Source organism: Paenibacillus sp. 1A_MP2, assembly GCF_052244825.1.
In the GTDB taxonomy this organism is placed as follows: domain Bacteria; phylum Bacillota; class Bacilli; order Paenibacillales; family Paenibacillaceae; genus Paenibacillus; species Paenibacillus vandeheii.
This window is the reverse complement of the sequence record NZ_JBQQCS010000001.1, coordinates 4,773,154-4,790,993: the sequence shown is the minus strand read 5'-3', so window position 1 is coordinate 4,790,993 and position 17,840 is coordinate 4,773,154. Positions and strand designations below refer to the sequence as shown.

At 45.7% G+C, this 17,840-nt stretch carries 19 protein-coding genes and 2 pseudogenes; 20 read left to right on the top strand and 1 reads right to left on the bottom strand.

The annotated features are described in order from the left end of the window. Nucleotides 1-4: 4 nt before the first annotated feature. The 9 genes from ftsY (at nucleotide 5) to ACTWJ7_RS23345 (ending at nucleotide 7,424) form a co-directional block, all read left to right on the top strand. Nucleotides 5-1,018: a signal recognition particle-docking protein FtsY gene (gene ftsY, locus ACTWJ7_RS23385; protein WP_094936423.1), complete on the top strand. Its 1,014-nt coding sequence runs from the start codon at nucleotides 5-7 to the stop codon at nucleotides 1,016-1,018. A gap of 133 nt (nucleotides 1,019-1,151) precedes the next feature. Beyond that, entirely contained in the window at nucleotides 1,152-1,799 is a 648-nt protein-coding gene (trhA, locus tag ACTWJ7_RS23380; RefSeq protein ID WP_024630181.1) for a PAQR family membrane homeostasis protein TrhA, read from the top strand. 259 nt (nucleotides 1,800-2,058) lie between these two features. Next, on the top strand, nucleotides 2,059-2,409 hold the full coding sequence (locus tag ACTWJ7_RS23375) for a putative DNA-binding protein (RefSeq protein WP_024630182.1): 351 nt from the start codon (nucleotides 2,059-2,061) through the stop codon (nucleotides 2,407-2,409). A 65-nt stretch (nucleotides 2,410-2,474) separates the two neighbouring features. Further along, nucleotides 2,475-3,851 (top strand): signal recognition particle protein, encoded by a 1,377-nt coding sequence (gene ffh, locus ACTWJ7_RS23370; protein WP_301879266.1) that lies wholly within the window; start codon nucleotides 2,475-2,477, stop codon nucleotides 3,849-3,851. Between the two features lie 54 nt (nucleotides 3,852-3,905). Then, nucleotides 3,906-4,178: a 30S ribosomal protein S16 gene (rpsP, locus tag ACTWJ7_RS23365; protein ID WP_024630184.1), complete on the top strand. Its 273-nt coding sequence runs from the start codon at nucleotides 3,906-3,908 to the stop codon at nucleotides 4,176-4,178. A gap of 23 nt (nucleotides 4,179-4,201) precedes the next feature. After that, entirely contained in the window at nucleotides 4,202-4,432 is a 231-nt protein-coding gene (locus ACTWJ7_RS23360; RefSeq protein WP_024630185.1) for a KH domain-containing protein, read from the top strand. Nucleotides 4,433-4,672: 240 nt separating this feature from the next. Beyond that, nucleotides 4,673-5,185, top strand: coding sequence for a ribosome maturation factor RimM (gene rimM, locus ACTWJ7_RS23355; RefSeq protein ID WP_079347286.1), 513 nt, complete (start codon nucleotides 4,673-4,675; stop codon nucleotides 5,183-5,185). Nucleotide 5,186: 1 nt separating this feature from the next. Further along, on the top strand, nucleotides 5,187-5,954 hold the full coding sequence (trmD, locus tag ACTWJ7_RS23350; RefSeq protein ID WP_079347002.1) for a tRNA (guanosine(37)-N1)-methyltransferase TrmD: 768 nt from the start codon (nucleotides 5,187-5,189) through the stop codon (nucleotides 5,952-5,954). A gap of 213 nt (nucleotides 5,955-6,167) precedes the next feature. After that, nucleotides 6,168-7,424 (top strand): hypothetical protein, encoded by a 1,257-nt coding sequence (locus ACTWJ7_RS23345; RefSeq protein WP_301879260.1) that lies wholly within the window; start codon nucleotides 6,168-6,170, stop codon nucleotides 7,422-7,424. A gap of 1 nt (nucleotide 7,425) precedes the next feature. Here ACTWJ7_RS23345 and ACTWJ7_RS23340 read toward each other — a convergent pair whose 3' ends face one another. After that, entirely contained in the window at nucleotides 7,426-8,391 is a 966-nt protein-coding gene (locus ACTWJ7_RS23340; RefSeq protein WP_079346998.1) for a polysaccharide deacetylase family protein, read from the bottom strand. Between the two features lie 335 nt (nucleotides 8,392-8,726). Here ACTWJ7_RS23340 and rplS point away from each other — a divergent pair, with 335 nt between their 5' ends. The 11 genes and pseudogenes from rplS (at nucleotide 8,727) to ACTWJ7_RS23285 (ending at nucleotide 17,636) form a co-directional block, all read left to right on the top strand. Next, the gene (rplS, locus tag ACTWJ7_RS23335; RefSeq protein ID WP_024630190.1) at nucleotides 8,727-9,068 is read left to right on the top strand and encodes a 50S ribosomal protein L19; all 342 of its coding nucleotides are present in this window, start codon (nucleotides 8,727-8,729) and stop codon (nucleotides 9,066-9,068) included. Nucleotides 9,069-9,324: 256 nt separating this feature from the next. Next, a pseudogene (gene lepB / locus ACTWJ7_RS23330) lies at nucleotides 9,325-9,944 on the top strand (signal peptidase I). Between the two features lie 167 nt (nucleotides 9,945-10,111). Continuing rightward, nucleotides 10,112-10,974, top strand: a pseudogene (gene ylqF / locus ACTWJ7_RS23325) (ribosome biogenesis GTPase YlqF). Nucleotides 10,975-11,466: 492 nt separating this feature from the next. Next, complete coding sequence (locus tag ACTWJ7_RS23320; protein ID WP_036665216.1) at nucleotides 11,467-12,078, top strand: ribonuclease HII; 612 nt, start codon at nucleotides 11,467-11,469, stop codon at nucleotides 12,076-12,078. 31 nt (nucleotides 12,079-12,109) lie between these two features. Further along, complete coding sequence (locus tag ACTWJ7_RS23315) at nucleotides 12,110-13,630, top strand: hypothetical protein (RefSeq protein WP_443145908.1); 1,521 nt, start codon at nucleotides 12,110-12,112, stop codon at nucleotides 13,628-13,630. Further along, entirely contained in the window at nucleotides 13,600-14,157 is a 558-nt protein-coding gene (locus tag ACTWJ7_RS23310; RefSeq protein ID WP_443145907.1) for a hypothetical protein, read from the top strand. The genes ACTWJ7_RS23315 and ACTWJ7_RS23310 overlap by 31 nt, the downstream gene beginning before the upstream one ends. A 19-nt stretch (nucleotides 14,158-14,176) precedes the next feature. Further along, nucleotides 14,177-14,461 carry an EscU/YscU/HrcU family type III secretion system export apparatus switch protein gene (locus ACTWJ7_RS23305; RefSeq protein ID WP_443146412.1) on the top strand — a complete coding sequence of 95 codons (285 nt, stop codon included), beginning with the start codon at nucleotides 14,177-14,179 and terminating at the stop codon, nucleotides 14,459-14,461. After that, on the top strand, nucleotides 14,455-14,853 hold the full coding sequence (locus tag ACTWJ7_RS23300) for a YraN family protein (RefSeq protein ID WP_079346990.1): 399 nt from the start codon (nucleotides 14,455-14,457) through the stop codon (nucleotides 14,851-14,853). The genes ACTWJ7_RS23305 and ACTWJ7_RS23300 overlap by 7 nt, the downstream gene beginning before the upstream one ends. 525 nt (nucleotides 14,854-15,378) lie before the next feature. After that, nucleotides 15,379-15,540, top strand: coding sequence for a paeninodin family lasso peptide (locus tag ACTWJ7_RS23295; RefSeq protein ID WP_301245952.1), 162 nt, complete (start codon nucleotides 15,379-15,381; stop codon nucleotides 15,538-15,540). A gap of 66 nt (nucleotides 15,541-15,606) precedes the next feature. Then, nucleotides 15,607-16,818, top strand: coding sequence for a carboxypeptidase-like regulatory domain-containing protein (locus ACTWJ7_RS23290; protein WP_301879257.1), 1,212 nt, complete (start codon nucleotides 15,607-15,609; stop codon nucleotides 16,816-16,818). Nucleotides 16,819-17,084: 266 nt separating this feature from the next. Then, a complete protein-coding gene (locus ACTWJ7_RS23285) occupies nucleotides 17,085-17,636 on the top strand; it encodes a nitroreductase family protein (RefSeq protein WP_301879256.1) in 552 nt (183 codons plus the stop codon). Nucleotides 17,637-17,840 lie beyond the last annotated feature (204 nt).

The window sequence follows — 17,840 nt, the reverse complement described above, 5'->3', positions numbered from 1 at the left end:
CTTTATGAGTTTTTTTAAAAAGCTGAGAGACAGCATTGCAAGCAAAACGGAGTCAGTTACCAAACAGTTCAAGGACGGATTGGAAAAGACACGTAAAGGCCTTGTGGAGAAAGTATCGGACCTCGTCATCCGTCGCAAAAAAATCGACGAAGAATTCTATGAAGAGTTGGAAGAGATTCTGATTGGGGCCGACGTAGGTGTTAATACGGTCATGAAATTGATCGAAGATCTGCGTGACGAAGTCAAAAAACGCAAAATTGAAGATGCAGCTGAATTACAGCCTGTATTGTCCGAAAAACTGACGGGCTTACTTCGTGGTGAGCAGAATAATGAACTGAAAATGAATCCGGATGGGATCACGGTCATTTTGTTTGTTGGTGTTAATGGTGTTGGTAAAACAACAACGATTGGCAAGCTGGCCCATCGCTTCAAACAGCAGGGTAAAAAGGTCATCATGGCAGCAGGAGATACATTCCGCGCCGGAGCGATTGAGCAACTCGAAGTATGGGGACAACGTGCTGGTGTGGAAGTTATCAAGCAACAATCGGGTTCTGACCCTGCCGCTGTAATGTATGATGCCGTACAGGCTGCAAAACAACGGGGTGCTGATGTGTTGCTCTGTGATACAGCGGGCCGTCTGCAAAACAAATCGAATCTGATGGACGAACTTAACAAAATCTATCGTGTTATTCAACGTGAAATTCCGGAAGCACCTCATGAAGTATTAATGGTGCTGGATGCAACTACAGGTCAGAATGCACTGAATCAGGCCAAACTCTTCGGAGAGAAGAGCGGGGTAACCGGATTAGTGTTGACGAAGCTGGATGGTACCGCAAAAGGTGGTATTGTTGTTGCGATTCGTCAGGAGCTGGATCTGCCTGTGAAGCTGGTCGGACTCGGTGAGAAGATCGATGATCTGCAGCCATTTGATTCAGAGCAATTCGTGCATGCGTTGTTCTCGGGATTGATCCAGGAACAGCCAGAGCAAAGCACAGAAGAAGAGGAATCCAATTCGTAGTCGTTAAATAAATCAATGTTTTTGACCGTATTGCCACTGATATACGTGATAAGTGTCACGTGTTATATCAGTGGCAATACGTGTATAATAAAATAAAACAGGCAATTCCTCAGGATTAGAAAGGACGGTTGAAATGGCCAACACCTATACCTATTCCCGCCGTGAAGAAGTCGCCAATGCGGTGACACATGGTATCGGCGCTGCGCTCAGTGTAGCTGCACTGGTGCTATTGATTGTAGTTTCCAGTATGAAAGGCACAGCCTGGCATGTGGTCAGTTTCACGATCTACGGGATCACGATGCTGCTGCTTTATACAAGCTCAACACTCGTGCATGCTTGGAAAGATGGCAAAGTAAAAGATTTGTTTGAAATTTTTGACCATTCTTCAATTTATTTGTTTATTGCGGGATCATACACTCCGCTATTGTTTATTGCTGTTCGCGGCACGCTTGGCTGGAGCTTGTTCGGTGTGATCTGGGCAATTGCATTATTCGGCGTGATCTTTAAGGCGTTTTTTACGAAAAAGTTCCTATTCATGTCCACGATTTTCTATATTGCGATGGGCTGGCTCATCATTATTGCTTGGCAACCGCTTGTGGCTGCCATTCCTACAGGCGGAATCGTGCTGCTGGTTGCTGGAGGACTGATGTATACGCTAGGTACACTTTTTTATGTGTGGCGTGGTTTTCCGTACCACCATGCGATCTGGCATCTGTTTGTGCTGGCAGGCAGTATTCTTCATTTCTTTATGGTATTAATATACCTGACTCCTCTTCGTTAGGGGCGGGAGGTCATGTGAAACGAATCGGCTCCACCTGGGGAGACGCATTCGTTTTTTGTTCTATATAAAGGACAAAGCAGGCTGTAATTTACAGTAGATGAATGGCTGAGATCAACCCTGTAGGCACGAAATATGAGCTCCAGATGCACGTTTTTATTGTGACAAGTATTTTTGCTTGACAACCTGATTTGTTTTAGGTATTATTAGGAACGTTGCAAGAGTGTAAAGTGTTTTTCCTTGACGAAGGGAGTGCCCCGTTATGAGTCAAGAAAACCGGCTTGAGAAGACAAACCGGATTAACTTGCTGTTTGCTTTCTATGAAAGCTTACTTACCGAGAAACAGCAGACTTTTCTAAAGTATTACTTTCATGATGATTTTTCGCTGGGCGAGATTGCAGCCGAGTTTGAGATCAGCCGCCAGGCGGTATACGAGCATATCAAGCGTGCCGAACAAATGCTGGAAAATTACGAAAGCAAGCTTGGCTTGCTGGAGAAGCACGAACGGCGCAACCGTAATCTTGAAGATTTGCAAAATGCATTGGAGCGCGCAGGCGTTTCCATTGATAACAACCAACAAATAAACGATATTGTTCATCAGCTCAGAGAATAGTTCGTAAGAGTTGAACGAAACGTATCAGTCCTGAAAACAGTATTACAGCTTAAGGAGGTGGGATCATGGCATTTGAAGGATTAACGACCCGATTGCAGAATGTGTTCAGCAAGCTGCGCGGCAAAGGCAAGGTGTCTGATGAAGATGTTGCCGAAGCTATGCGCGAGGTACGTCTGGCATTGCTCGAAGCGGATGTAAACTTCAAAGTGGTCAAGGAATTCATCGCCAAGGTGAAAGAGAAGGCTGTTGGCAAAGAAGTGATGGAGAGCTTCACGCCCGGAATGGTCATTATCGACATTGTAAACAAGGAACTGACGGATTTGATGGGTGGAAGCCAGTCGAAGCTGGCCAAAGCCAACAAACCGCCTACGGTACTGATGATGGTTGGTTTGCAGGGTGCGGGTAAAACGACGACATCCGGTAAACTGGCCAAGATGCTGCAAAAGCAAAACAGCAGACCGTTACTTGTTGCAGGAGATATTTATCGTCCAGCAGCGATCAAGCAGTTGCAAGTGCTCGGCGAGCAGATCAAAGCGCCGGTATTTACACTGGGAGATCAGACAAGCCCTGTAGAGATCGCACGTCAGGGTCTGCAGTATGCCAAGGATAACGGTAATGATTATGTCATCATCGATACAGCTGGACGTCTGCATGTCGATGAAGAATTGATGGAAGAACTTCGTCAGATTCACAGCGTAGTGAATCCGGATGAAGTATTGCTTGTCGTGGACAGCATGACAGGTCAGGATGCAGTTAATGTGGCAGAACACTTTAACCAGCAGCTTGATCTGACAGGTGTGGTTCTGACCAAGCTTGATGGAGATACTCGTGGTGGTGCCGCGCTTTCTGTTAAAGCCGTCACTGGTTGTTCGATCAAGTTTGCCTCCCTTGGAGAGAAACTGGACGCACTTGAGCCTTTCCATCCAGAGCGTATGGCTTCCCGTATTCTTGGTATGGGTGACATGCTCTCTCTGATCGAGAAGGCACAGTCCAACATTGATACCGAAAAAGCCAAGGAAATGGAACGGAAGATGCGTAATGCAGAATTCACGTTCGAAGATTTCCTGGAGCAAATGGATCAAGTGAAAAAGCTGGGACCAATCGATCAGATTATGGATATGATTCCTGGCATGGGCAAGATGAAACAAGCCAAGGACCTGAAGGTTGATGATAAACAGATGGGCCGGATCGAAGCGATCGTGTACTCCATGACGACCGAAGAGAAACGTAACCCGGATATGATCAACCATAGCCGCCGGAAGCGGATTGCTACAGGTAGTGGAACATCCCTGGCTGAAGTAAATCGTCTGATCAAGCAGTTTGATGAGATGCGCCGCATGATGAAACAGTTCTCGGATATGATGGGACCTAAAGGCGGCAAAAATAAAGCGATGAAGCAGCTTAAGGGTCTGGGTAAAGGAATGAAGTTTCCTTTCCGTTGATTTCAATTGCAGCTGAACGATATACAGATTTCATTGAAGGAGGTGAATTTTCAAATGGCAGTTCGTATTCGTCTGAAACGTATGGGTGCTCACAAAGCTCCTTTCTACCGCGTAGTGGTATCGGATTCCCGTTCCCCACGTGACGGTCGTTTTATCGAGGAGATCGGTTACTACAACCCGGTTGAACAACCGGCTGTTGTTAAGATCGATGAAGATAAAGCATTGCAATGGCTTCAAAACGGTGCGCAAGCATCCGACACTGTCCGCAACTTGCTGAGCAAAGCGGGCGTGATGAAGAAGTTCCACGAGTCTAAATTGACTAAATAAGGTGCTGATTCGGAGGGTCATCTATGGAAGAATTAGTAAGCATAATTGCTAAGGCTTTGGTCGATCATCCGGAAGATGTGGCGGTTCGGACGGTTGAGAAAGATCGGCTTGTCGTATATGAGTTAACCGTTCATCCTGACGATGTTGGGAAAGTGATTGGTAAACAGGGACGAATCGCAAAGTCTCTTCGTACGGTCGTCACATCAGCAGCAGTTAAGATGGATAAACGGGTAACCGTCGATATCATATCTTAAAGATATACGAAAGGGGGTTAGGATGCATGTCCTAGCCCCTTTTCGTGCATGCTGAAACTTAAATAATAGGATTGAAATAGCTCGTCAAGTATGATTATCTGCGGAAGTAGTGAAGGGTACGGAATCGATTCTGAAGAAGCGTTAAGATAACAGCGATCCGAAGAACGGTCCATAACCGGAACGGTCGCAGGGAGATCATCACATATGAGTACCAATATGAATGGATTGCAGGAGGAACTTATGGCAGAATTTATGAATGTAGGGAAGATCGTCAATACGCATGGCATTCGCGGTGAGTTGAGAATTATGCCTTTAACCGATTTTCCGGAAGTACGGTTCGCTAAAGATGCGGAACTGTTTCTTTTTACACCGGATAATCATCCCGTATTAGTTAATGTGGAATCTGCGCGTTTGCATAAAAATATGTACATTCTTCGTCTGAAAGAATACGGAAATATCAATGAAGTCGAAAAGTTCAAGGGTGGCATGGCCAAAGTATTGAAAGAAAACTTGGCTGAGCTGGAAGAGAACGAATACTACTTCCACCAAATTGTTGGGTGTTCGGTTATTACAGATGAAGGCGAAACACTTGGAACGATCACTGAGATTTTGACTCCTGGAGCGAATGATGTATGGGTTGTCAAAACACCAGCAGGCAAAGAAATTCTGCTTCCGGTCATTGATGATGTTGTTCTTGACGTAGACGTTGCTCAGCAGCAGGTCAAGATTCACCTGATGGAAGGGCTGCTGTAACATGAAAGTGGATGTATTAACCCTATTCCCGGAAATGTTTGAAGGCGTGTTTGGGACGAGCATTCTCGGCAAAGCCCAAACCAAGGGGCTTGTATCCCTGGGAGCAACAAACTTTCGGAATTATGCCACCAACAAACATAACACAGTCGACGATGCACCTTACGGTGGAGGTGGGGGTATGGTATTAAAGCCAGATCCAATCTTTGCTGCTGTCGAGGATGTATTGGAGCAACGTGGCGAAGCCGCGGCAACGATGAAACCGCCACGTATTATTCTCATGTGCCCACAAGGGGAGACGTTCACACAGGCAAAAGCAGAAGAACTTGTTCAGGAGGATCATCTGATTTTTATTTGCGGACATTATGAAGGCTACGATGAGCGTATCCGTGAGTTTCTCGTGACAGACGAATTGTCGATTGGTGATTACGTGTTGACGGGTGGCGAGCTGCCTGCGATGGTGGCGATTGACAGTATTGTGCGCCTTATTCCGGGTGTGCTGGGTAATGAGACAAGTGCTGTAACGGATTCATTCAGTACCGGATTGCTCGAATACCCACACTACACACGTCCTCCCGAATTCAGAGGCATGAAGGTGCCGGATATGCTGTTATCCGGACATCATCTAAATATTGAGGCGTGGCGCAGGGAGCAGTCCTTGCTTCGTACGTTGGAACGCAGACCGGATCTGTTGGAAACGGCGGATTTGACGGACAAAGAACGAATTTGGCTAAACAAGCTGCGTTCCGAACGTGAAAAGAGTGCAGAGTAATTTAATATCTCGTGTAAGCACGGAATAAAAACTAATGTAAAAGCTTGAAAGGTCAGCCTTGTGATATAAAGGTTGGCCTTTTTTGTATAGAACATTTTTGCCACATTGGACTTTTTTGCATGTTCCGAAATAGGGTTGTTTAAATTGGGAAATATCTTTATTGTAATCTCAGCTAGAAGCGTATGAAGACGATATGCTGAGGAGGAAGAAGATATGGATCATCAGCCTTATGAAATTGGTAGAGTGAATATTAGCAAAGCAGGAGAGCGCTGCAAGATGCTTCTGGGCGATCTGAATGGAGATGGCAGGCTTGAGATGCTGTTGGTGCAGGCAGATGGAGGCATAGACGATCGTTACGTTCCGCATCAGGTATGCTGTTTGTCGGCATATGATTTGGATGGAACATTAATTTGGCAGGTCGGAACACCGGATCCGGATGCAGGGGGTCCAGGGTCAGACTATCCTGCTCAGATCGCAGATTGGGATGGGGACGGAAATAATGAAGTGCTGTGTGTAATGAACAAGCAATTTCTTATTCTGGACGGAAGAACGGGAGAGATAAAGAAACGTCATGATCTGCCTGGAGAACAAGCGCATGACTGTATTATTCTTGCCAACCTCACTGGAGAGCTACACAGAATGGATATCCTGCTGAAGGATCGTTATAAGACGTTATGGGCATTAGACCATGATTTCAATTTGTTGTGGAAGCACGAAGGCAATATAGGTCATTTTCCGTGGGTTTACGATATCGATGGGGATGGCAAGGATGAAGTGATGGCCGGGTATGACATGCTGGATCATGATGGAACATTATTATGGTCCTGTCAGAATCTTGATGATCACGCAGACTGTATATGGTTTGGCGATGTGGACGGGGATGGGGAGGTTGAAATTGTTATCGGTGGCAGTGTCACAGTGATGATGGATCGGTATGGTAATGAGATATGGCGTTATAAGGATTCGATTGAATCACAGCATATCGCATTGGGGAAATTTTGTTCGGGAAGGCTAGGTTTACAGATTGCAGGCCTGGATCGGATTATTCGTGGCGACGAAAATGGCAAGGATGGAATGTTTATGCTGGATAGCGAAGGAAAAGAACTATGGAAAGAAGATCGTAAAACTCGTGGATGGTTAACGATTATCGAGCCTGTACAGAACTGGGATGATAGCGGGCCTGACTACATCTTGGCTTATCGTCGAGGTGGGGGCGTTTTACCATCTTTGGTCAATGGTCACATGCAAACGGTTGCAGTATTTGAAAAAGAGGGCTATGCCGTACATGCTGACTTGTGTCAGAGCGGCAGGGAACAGATCATCATCTATGATGCACATGAGGCAGTAATCTATTCCAGCTCAGTGATGGATATAACTACTCCAACCGCTTTGGACATAAAAAGAGCCCAGCTTCAGCCGAAAAGACTGTATAGCTCGACTCTTTATCCGGGCGGGGAAGTTTCAATCTAGCCTAATGACTGATCTCTACGACAGGAAGGATTTCCTGTTGGTTTGATTCAGGGTGGAGCAATGCAGCCAAGTCAGTTCCGGTCGTAACCGTTAATCGTGGGAGCTTCATGGGATTATCCCCGGGTCGAACAAAACCTGAACGTACGGAAAAGGCCATGCGATACCCATTTTTCTGCAGTTGATAGATCATCTGCGTGCTGGTATAACCGAAAGGATAGGCCATATACGGCGTGTCTATACCGGTTTCCTTCATTAGTTTGACGTCATCATTCAGCAGACTTGTGTCGAGTCCGACGGGCACGTTGTCACCGCAACGCATATATCCCTTGTGATGCAGATTATAGGTATGGCTATTGAACTCAAAAACGTCCTTAGCGGCCTGCATCTCCTGTTTGGAGATAAACGTTTTTTTGTCTGGATCAAAAGCCGAAGGCTGATCCTGAATTTTGCTGCCGATGACAAACAGGGAAGCATGGAAATTATATTTTTTGAGCACAGGGTAGGCTAAAGTATAATTGTTCTGGTAACCATCATCAAAGGTGATGACAATAGACTTTTGGGGCAGGGAGATCTGTCCATTCACGTATTGCTCAAGCTGCTCCAGTGTTATTGTGTTGTAACCTTCTTCATGCAGATATTTCATGTTTTCTTCGAAGTCTTCCAGATTAATGATCGATTTGTTGTTTTTTTCATGGTTGTTGATTTTGGGCTGTATGTAATGATACATCAGTACAGGTACTTCAGTAGCCGAACCTTGTGCGATGTGAAAGGTAGCCTGATCAAGTACAGGTTTGCTGGAATACTCGGAGTGAGACATTAGAAATGCCTTACGTTTTACCATATCCCAGGACGTGCATGCTTTGTGGGACATTGCATTGGTAGGATGTGTTACCGCATACGCATACATTGTAATGGAACAAGTGAGTAGAGCGAGTGCAGCAAGAGCGATTTTTTTGAAGAGTTTCATAAGTCAACAGGTTCTCCTTTTACCATTTCATTTCTTCATGGAATTACATTTTAGATGTATTAGCACGTAATCCAACAAGCTATATCATAGACGATCTTTCTTGACAGAAAGTTACAGTATTTTTTCCGTCTAATGCTTGACTTATTCCAGAATACTAATCATGACGATCCATCGCGGTGGAACTTCTAATTTGTTTATTTTTCCTTGTGTTTTGTTATGGTGCGTGATACAATAAGTCTGTTATGTGGAATACGGCGGTCCTCTATGGATAATGAAGGAGACAAGGTGTTCTCTGGAAGAAGTATGAACGCCTGTACGGAAGGAGGGAGTCATAGATGAATATCGTTCAAGCGATTACACAAGAACAACTTCGTAAGGATATTCCGAGTTTTCGTCCTGGTGACACTTTGAAAGTGCACGTTAAGGTAATCGAGGGAACTCGTGAGCGTATCCAATTGTTCGAAGGTGTTGTGATTAAACGCCGTGGTGGTGGAATCAGTGAGACTTTTACAGTTCGTAAAATTTCTTACGGTGTAGGTGTGGAAAGAGCTTTCCCGCTTCATTCCCCTAAAATCGATAGAATCGAAGTGGCTCGCCGTGGTAAAGTGCGTCGTGCGAAGCTTTATTATCTTCGTGAACTACGCGGTAAAGCAGCGAGAATTAAAGAAATTCGTTAATATAACGGATACCGGGGAGGGCTTGGAGACAAGCCCTTTTCGTTTTTGTCCGGGAAAAGTTGAACCGGAGGTGCACTTCCGAGTAAAATGGTATGGCGGCACATGCGCGAATAGTCCGGGAGGCTTGTGAAATCAGTTATTGAAGAACATTTGAATTGTGGATTAAATGTACTGGTAATGCTTGCGTGTAAGATTACATAACTGATGATGTGTAAAAACTGCTATAACATGTACTGTGAAGAGAGGAAGATCATTAATGGAACAGGAAGTTCAACAGGACCAGGGCAATGCTGCCGAAGAGAAAGGCAGTCGATCCAAAAAAGCCAAAAATGAAATTTTCGAATGGCTCAAAGCCATCGTGATTGCACTAGTACTTGTCATTTTAATTCGGTGGTTGCTGTTCAAACCGTTTGTTGTGGACGGGCCTTCCATGCAGCCGAATTTCCATACTGGTGAACGTGTGATCGTCAATGAAATTTTATATGATATCAGGGAACCACAGCGCGGAGAAGTTATCGTATTCCACGTTCCATCTGAAGGCCGTGATTTCATTAAACGTGTCATTGCTGTTGCGGGCGATACCGTTGAGGTTCAGGACGATACGGTTCTGGTCAATGGTAAGAAAGTCGATGAGACTTACATTCAGGGAGCCATCGATGCTGCTGAAGCGAACGGTGGAACCTACAACGTGAAGGACTTCCCTAATGAGCAATTCCCGGATGGGAAAGTACCTGAAGGTCATGTTTTTGTAATGGGGGATAACCGCCGAACAGTACGGATAGCCGGATGATCGGTTATGTGTCACTGACGGATATTGTAGGTCGTGCAGATGTGATTTTCTGGCCGATCGGCGATATCAAGTGGATTAACCATTAATATGAATGCAGGATATACAAGCAAAATATAAAATATACACTAAAACGTAGAGGGCAGAGATAATCTGGGGATAATAATGACCGGAAGATTATTTTGCCAGCGAAGTGATGCGGTGTGGATGTTATAGTTAAAGCTTGTATATCAACAAATAATGAGGTGAAGACAAGGTGACGATTCAATGGTTTCCAGGTCATATGACCCGAGCCAGACGCCAGATTCAGGATAAGTTAAAGCTGATTGACGTGGTCATCGAACTGCTGGATGCCCGTCTGCCTGTCTCCAGCCGCAACCCGATGATTGATGAGATTTTACAGGGCAAACCCCGGATGATTTTGTTGAATAAATCTGACTTGGCGGATCCAAAAGTGACGCAAGAATGGATTGAATATTTCAAAAAGAGGGAATCACGGCTTTTCCTGTAGATGCTTCAACAGGTACCAACGTGAAAGACATACCAACACAAGCGAAGCTTCTCCTTAAAGAAAAAATTGACCGTCAAATAGCTAAAGGGATTAACCCTCGAGCGGTTCGTGGACTGATTGTTGGTATTCCAAACGTGGGTAAATCCACGCTTATTAACCGACTGGCTGGACGGAGCATTGCGGCAACGGGAGATCGTCCTGGTGTAACAAAGGGACAACAGTGGATCAAAGTGGGTAAAGAAATGGAACTGCTGGATACCCCGGGTATTCTTTGGCCAAAATTCGAAGATCAAAACGTGGGTTATCGTCTTGCGGTAACGGGTGCAATCAAGGAAGAGATTCTGAATGCTGAAGACATCGCCTTTTTTGGCATTAGTTACCTGATGCGTTATTACTGGGATTCTCTTGAAGAACGATATGGACTTCAGGAGTTCTCTAAGGATGCGGATGATTCAGACAGTGTCGTTGCGATCATGGAACAGGTTGGCCGTATACGTGGTTGTGTTGTGAGTGGTGGGCGTATCGATTTGGAAAAGGCATCGCGAGCATTTCTGCGTGAACTGCGTGCGGGCAAAATGGGACGTTTCTCTATGGAAGCTCCTTATTAAATACGAAACAACTGCCGAAAGAAGCGGCCGTTACCGGATTACCGGGAGCGGTCGCTTTTTGTCATACTGGAATTCAAAATAAAGGAGTTTTGCTAGAGCTGGAAGGTGATTCTAGTAAATTGCACTTTATGGTATTGTTTTGTACGTATATCTGAGGATTGTAAATCATGCTATGATGAGTGATAAAGATTTAGCCTGCTCAATACTAAATATCTTCAATTTAAGCCATCAGATACCGATAAAATAATAACTCATCATCGTATTATCTATAGGCTTCACGGAAATTTATGTCTTGTTTAATTGGATTTGATAGAACAAAAATCGGGAATCTACGTCTATATAATAAATGATATAAAAGTGATGCGTTGAAGCAAGAGTGGGCAGAGGAGATGACACTGTAATGAATGATATGAATGAGATAACTGATTTGACACAGTTGGATGCCCTGGTTGAACCCAAAAGAAGAAAAAGGAATGGGTCGAACCCAAAGATCTGCTAATCTATGAGCGTGAATATTGGGAAAGCGGATTTGAACGGATTGCCGGAATTGATGAGGTTGGACGGGGTTGTTTATTTGGAGATGTCGTAGCCGCAGCCGTTATTTTGCCTCGGGATCTGATTCTGGAAGGGGTTAATGATTCTAAGAAATTAACGGAGAAAAAGCGAGACGCATTATATGACATCATTATGGAAAAGGCATTGTCAGTAGGGATCGGATATGCTGATGCGGAAACGATTGATCAACTGAATATTAAACAGGCTGCAAGGCTTGCCATGAAACGTGCAGTAGAAGCGCTTGAGGGTGTGCCGGACTATCTGTTGGTAGATGCTGAAAAGGTAGATGTGCATATACCTCAGTTGTCCATTATTAAAGGCGATGCAAACAGTCAATCCATTGCGGCAGCATCCATTATTGCGAAGGTTACCCGGGATCGGCTTTGCAAAGAGGACTGGGATACGTTATATCCGGAATATGGCTTATCAATACATAAGGGATATGCAACGAAATTTCATCGTGAACAAATTATGGCTCTGGGTGCTACACCCATGCACCGTCGCAGTTTTCTCGGCAATTTGCTCGGAGAGCAGCACACTTTATTTTAATTAGACCACACAGGGAGGGAGGGTGAAGGGTTTGAATATAGGTTCCGTGATTCGTGGTTTGCTGGGGGATAGTAAACCGGGAAATGCCAAACCGCTGGAGTTAAAGGAAGGTCAGGTTGTACGAGGGTCCGTAGTTAGTGTATCCGATGATGGAGCAGATGCGGTTCTTCAAATTCAGGGTGTACAGGTGCGAGCAAAACTGGAAACCCCGCTTCGACCAGGTGAAACAACACTGCTTCAGGTCCAGCCTCCAGGTGAGAATGGAGTAACGGTCATGAAGCCGCTCACGGGCACATTGGCAGAACTTCCACAGGCTTCTTTGAACAATTTGCTTCAGGAGGTAGGTTTGCCGGATACCAAAGGTAATCGTGAACTATTGTTATCCATGCAGCGAAGCGGGTTACCTTTAACCAAGGATAATGTAGCTATGGTTCAAAATATGATGACAGCTAAACCTGCACAGGTGCCTGTCGAAGAATGGGTGCAGGCGACAGGTATTGCATTTCAGCGTGGTCTTCCGGTTACGGCGGAAACTGTAAAGGGCTTGCATCAGGCTGTATTTGGTCCGCCACTACATCAGTTGTTAAAGGGTTTGGCTGAACAGTTGGAATCCATGCTGACCCAAACAGCGGGCAAACCGGCAGGTAGTGGAGAACGGGCAGCCACGATGAGACCATCCGTTATGGGAGGATTGGCTGTACCGTTAAGCGTAGAGCAGACGGGAGAAACGTTAGGTCCGTCAGGCGGTGCGCGAGTGACAGGAGGAACGTCTGGCTTGACAGGGCAACTCGTGCCTGGGACACCTGCAGGTGCTGCTCCAGTGGCTGATGGATCAGAGGAAGCTGCGGGTAATGCGGTGAAAGGTAATGGGCAGACAAGTACAGGTTCGGTAAATGCGGAAGCTACTGGAATGAAGTCAGGGGCCAGCAATATTGAAACTGCTGGCAAGGTTGGTGCAGGTATTCCGGCGGGAACCGGAATACCTGGTGAGAGCCCGCGTGCATCTGATGCGGGCGTTGCGGGGAGCCGCCCGGGCACACCGGGGGCGGCTGTGGATACTGCGGCTGGCCGTGTGATTACGGTCCAGCCTGAGGGGAACGCGGCCGGTCGAGTGGACGGCCGCGGTGAAACGCCTGCTGCTGCGGTGCTTTCTGCCGCAGCAGGACAGGCGGCGCCAGCAGCTCCATCGGCAGCGCAGCTGGCGCCCAAGCTGCTGGCGCTGCTGGACGCGCTGCGCAGCGCGTCCACAGCCGCACCGGCACAGCCCGGTGCGGCGACACTGGCCGCCCCTGCATCGCAGGGCGGCCAGGCGGCTGCGGCTGCCGGAGGCGTGCCGCAGCCTTCGCCAGCCGGCGCGGATGCGCTGCCGGCTGGCGGTAGTGCCGCAGCACCTGGGGGAGCTGCGGCGGCGCCTGTCACCCACGAGGGGGATCCGTGGGTGGGGCGCGTGTTGAAGCTGCTCGGTGCAGAGCACGAGCAGCAGGCAGTGCACGGCGCGGCTGCGCAGGCGCGCGTGGGGATGTGGCGAGTCCGGGAACCACGGACTCGCTGAAGGGCTTGCTGCTGCAGCTTGCCAGCAGCGACGGTGCACCGGCGGCGCTCAAGGATGCCGCCGGACAGGCCGTGCAATTTCTGACAGGTCAGCAGTTATTGCTGACAACGGATCGCAGTGCTGCTTTTGCCCAGATGCACTGGTTTATCCCCATTACGGGACCCGATGGAGAAGAGACAGCTTCTGTCCAGATACAGTCCCGACGGGGGCAACGCGGGGAGCTGGATGCTTCCAACTGCCGCCTGTGGTTTGATCTGGATATGAAAAGTCTCGGTCCAACGCTGGTGGATGTGCATGTTGTCAATAATATCGTCAGTCTTCGCGTCCTGAATGATCGTGAAGGAATGGGATTGCTTCTGGAAAGTGGGCGTGAAGAGATCCACCGGGCGTTGGACAAGCTGGGCTATCAGCTGCTGACCTTCAAGGCAGAACCATGGCCTGTGGGCCAGGAACCGGGTGCTGAACGGAAAATGACTGCCTCGGACTACAGTCCTGAACGATACAAAGGGGTGGACATGCGGGTATGAAGAGGATTCGCAACCGGACCTGATCTCCAAAAAGGCCGTTGCATTAAAATATGTACCTGGTGAGAGTGAAGCGCCAGTCGTGGTGGCCAAAGGCCGTGGCAAAGTGGCAGAAGCCATCTTGGATAAAGCCAAGGAAAATGGTGTTCCTGTTCAGGAGGATGCTGCACTTGTCGAAGTGTTATCCAAGCTGGATCTGGATGAACAGATTCCGTCGGAGCTGTATCAACTGGTGGCCGAAGTGTTAACCTATATTTATCGAGCTGACCGTCTGGCTTCTGGACGAGAGGAAGAGGATTCATGGTAGAGCGCAGATCAGAAGAGGGTCCAGCTTCAAAACTGACACGTCAGCAAAAGGGACGATTGGGTGAAGAAGCTGCTTGCGACTGGCTTCGGGAGCATCATTATCGGATTCTCCGTCAAAATTGGCGTTGCCGAAGCGGAGAGATTGATATCGTTGCTGCCCATGAAGGCATGATCATTTTTATTGAAGTCCGGAGTAGAAGCGGAACTGGAAAGTATGGAACACCCCAGGAGTCGGTAGATATCCGTAAAATGCAGCAGGTACGTGCAACCGCATCTGTATATTTGCAAATGACGGGAGAGACCAATCATCAAATCCGTTTTGATGTGATTGCAGTAATGCTGGATAAAGCGGGCGAAACCGTGTCGGTTGATCATATTATTAATGCATTTTGAGTTGCTACTATATTCGCGATTTATTAGCTGTGTTAACCCACGAGAAAGACACTAGAGAAAGTGTCTCTCTCGTGGGTTATTTTGATTTGGAACCGGTTAGAGGTAAAAAAGAACTTAAGAGCAGCAATACATTACAATACATTAAAATACATTACATTTCATTTCATAAAATAAATACATTTTGTATCAATTTATTGGTAAAATTATTTATTTATCACCGTTGTTTTTACTCCCTTTTCTGATTGTAAACAAGCTATATCTATAAATAATTTTCTGAATAAAAGCTCAAACGATGTGTTTCAATCCAGTCTATGATACTAAGTTACCTGTTATAAAGTGCCCTCTTTCTCCTTACCATGTATATGTCCTATTCAAGTTCGTTTTAATTCTATAAACAATGCAGCTTCGTTGTGTTCTAACTTGTTTCTAGCAGACGAAGAGATTAAAGTTCTTAAAATAAATAGATACAAAATGTATCATTTATAATAAAATGAGAAAAGAAAATTAAAAAAAGAGGTGTGAACTATGAACGAAATTCAATCTGTCGCAGCAATGAAAGAGAAACTGGTGTGGGAGACCCCTCGCATGGAAGTGCTGGATATTAGCGAAACCATGAACGGCGGTGAAGGAATTTGGCAATATGTATGGGGCGGGGAGTTTTGGAAGCTCGAAATGCTAGTTAGTTAGATAGATATAACGATCTCATATTGCCTTAGGACTTACTACTATATTTGGATGAGGTGAACGATTGTCATGAGTAATCAATGGAAATGGATAGTTCGTTTAAGCGTATTATTATTATTTTCCGGAGTGTTTGGTCTGCTGCTTTCTGGAACTACATATGCTGCATCCAAAGATGCTTCTGTGGAGGGGCAAGTTAATCGTCTTGCTCAAACTTCGAAAATTTATGGGAAAATTACTGATAACGATGGTTTTCCAGTGAAAGATGCGAATGTAAATATTACGCAGCAAACTGGTGGGGCACAAAATCAAATAGTAAAGACCGATTCCCAAGGAGATTTTCGTTTTGAAACGGCTATAAGTGAAAGCACTGATTTCTCCATTAAAGCGGTAGCCAAGGGATACTTGGATTCAGGAATGAATTTTAGTTATGTTACCTTGAGTCCGGGGGATACAAAAGAAGTGAATTTAGTACTCTTTGAGCCAGCCACCATCGTAGGTACAGTGACTGACCAATCGGGAAAACCTATTGTGGGTGCGATTGTAAAAGCGACAACGGTAAGCCAAACAATTAAAACAGACAAGAATGGAAACTACGCTATCACGGGGATTAACGCATATCAGACCCAAAACATTAATGTTGAGGTCAATGCGAATGACTATGTTCCTTACACGAAATATGTGACAGTATCCTATGGAACTACGAATAAATTGAATTTCTATCTGCAAGAGGCTGCAGCTATAAACGGCTTGGTCATCGATGAGAGTGGAAAGGGGATCATAGGCGCCAAAGTGACAATCAATGGTTTACAGACAACAACAGACAAACAAGGGAAATATACGATGAAACAGCAGCTTCCGGGAACAAGCACAATCTCTGTTGAAGCGGATGGTTATATCAAGCAAACGATTAGGGTAACTTTGGTGAAAGGACCTAACAATGCATTTGATTTTATTCTCAAGAGCAATGTGGACAAAATCCCGCCTGTAACCAAATATGCTCTAGTTCCCCTGACAGAGGTATCCAGCGGGAAACAATATATTAATGGATTTAATTTTAAGTTAAAGGCAACGGACGAAGTTAACGGATCGGGCTTGAAAATGATCCAGTACAGAATCAATGGAGGGGAATGGCTCACGTTTACCATACCAATAAAAATTTATGCACCTGATGTCAAAACAGTGGAATATTTCAGTACAGATGTCGCCGGCAACCAGGAGAAAATCAACAAAATGGATTTTGTGAATGGGAAGTTTGAAGGAGCAGGGTCATACCCGTATTGATTAAATAGCTACTTATAATGAAGAAAGGCGACGTTGACTCTATGAATCCCTTCACGGGGTAAGAGTCGAAGTCGTCTTTTTGCATCTGAAATGACCAGAACGAAATAATGTTGTCAGCATTCCTTTGAATCCTATGAACCGATCAGTGTATAATCAAGATTGTAATCCAGTTTGCTGCACTATTTGTTTTTTTATAAATGAGTCGATTCACATCGCAGGTTTGAACTGCGGTCACGGATAATTTTTATAATCTGGGAGGCATGGTTATGAGTAAATCTACCCAAACGGGTAACGCTGTAAGAGAAGCCATTGAAAACCGTCGTACCGTCAAAAAATTTAAAAAAGAAGCTGTTCCCACACAGCAGATTGTTGATCTGTTGGACACAGCTGTATGGGCACCCAATCACAAATTGCGTGAGCCTTGGCGGTTTTTGCTATTTAGCGGAGATGGACTGAATAAGCTGGCAGACGCCATAGATGCAGAGATGGGTGAGGATAACAAGTTCTCTGCGAATATCAAGCAAGTCCCATCCGTTATGCTTGTAGTCATGGAAGAAGATCCGCGCCAGAATGTCTGGGATGAAGATTTTGCAGCAGTGAGTGCGTTGGTACAGAACTTCCTACTCGCGGCATGGAGTGAAGACATTGGTACCTTCTGGGTAACCAAGCCTTTCCTGTACGGACCCAAATTCCGTAAGTCCCTTGGCATTCAGGCTGGGGAAAAAATTATCGGCATGGTTTACATGGGGTATCCAGAGGTTATTCCTTCTGCCAAAGAACGTACACCAGCCAAGGACAAGCTGACTATATTTGAATAATTAATATGTTTTACGCTATACAATTCGAACATAATTCTCATGCAATTACCCCTGCACGTTCCCTCTAGTACGGAGGAGACATACTTGCAGGGGTATTTGTATTGTTTTAATTTATGAAACATTAGATTTAAAATCTACTGATATCGCGCTTGAACCCGATCATGGTGCTGAATGGTGATGCATGTATTCCCCTTAAAGCTTTTA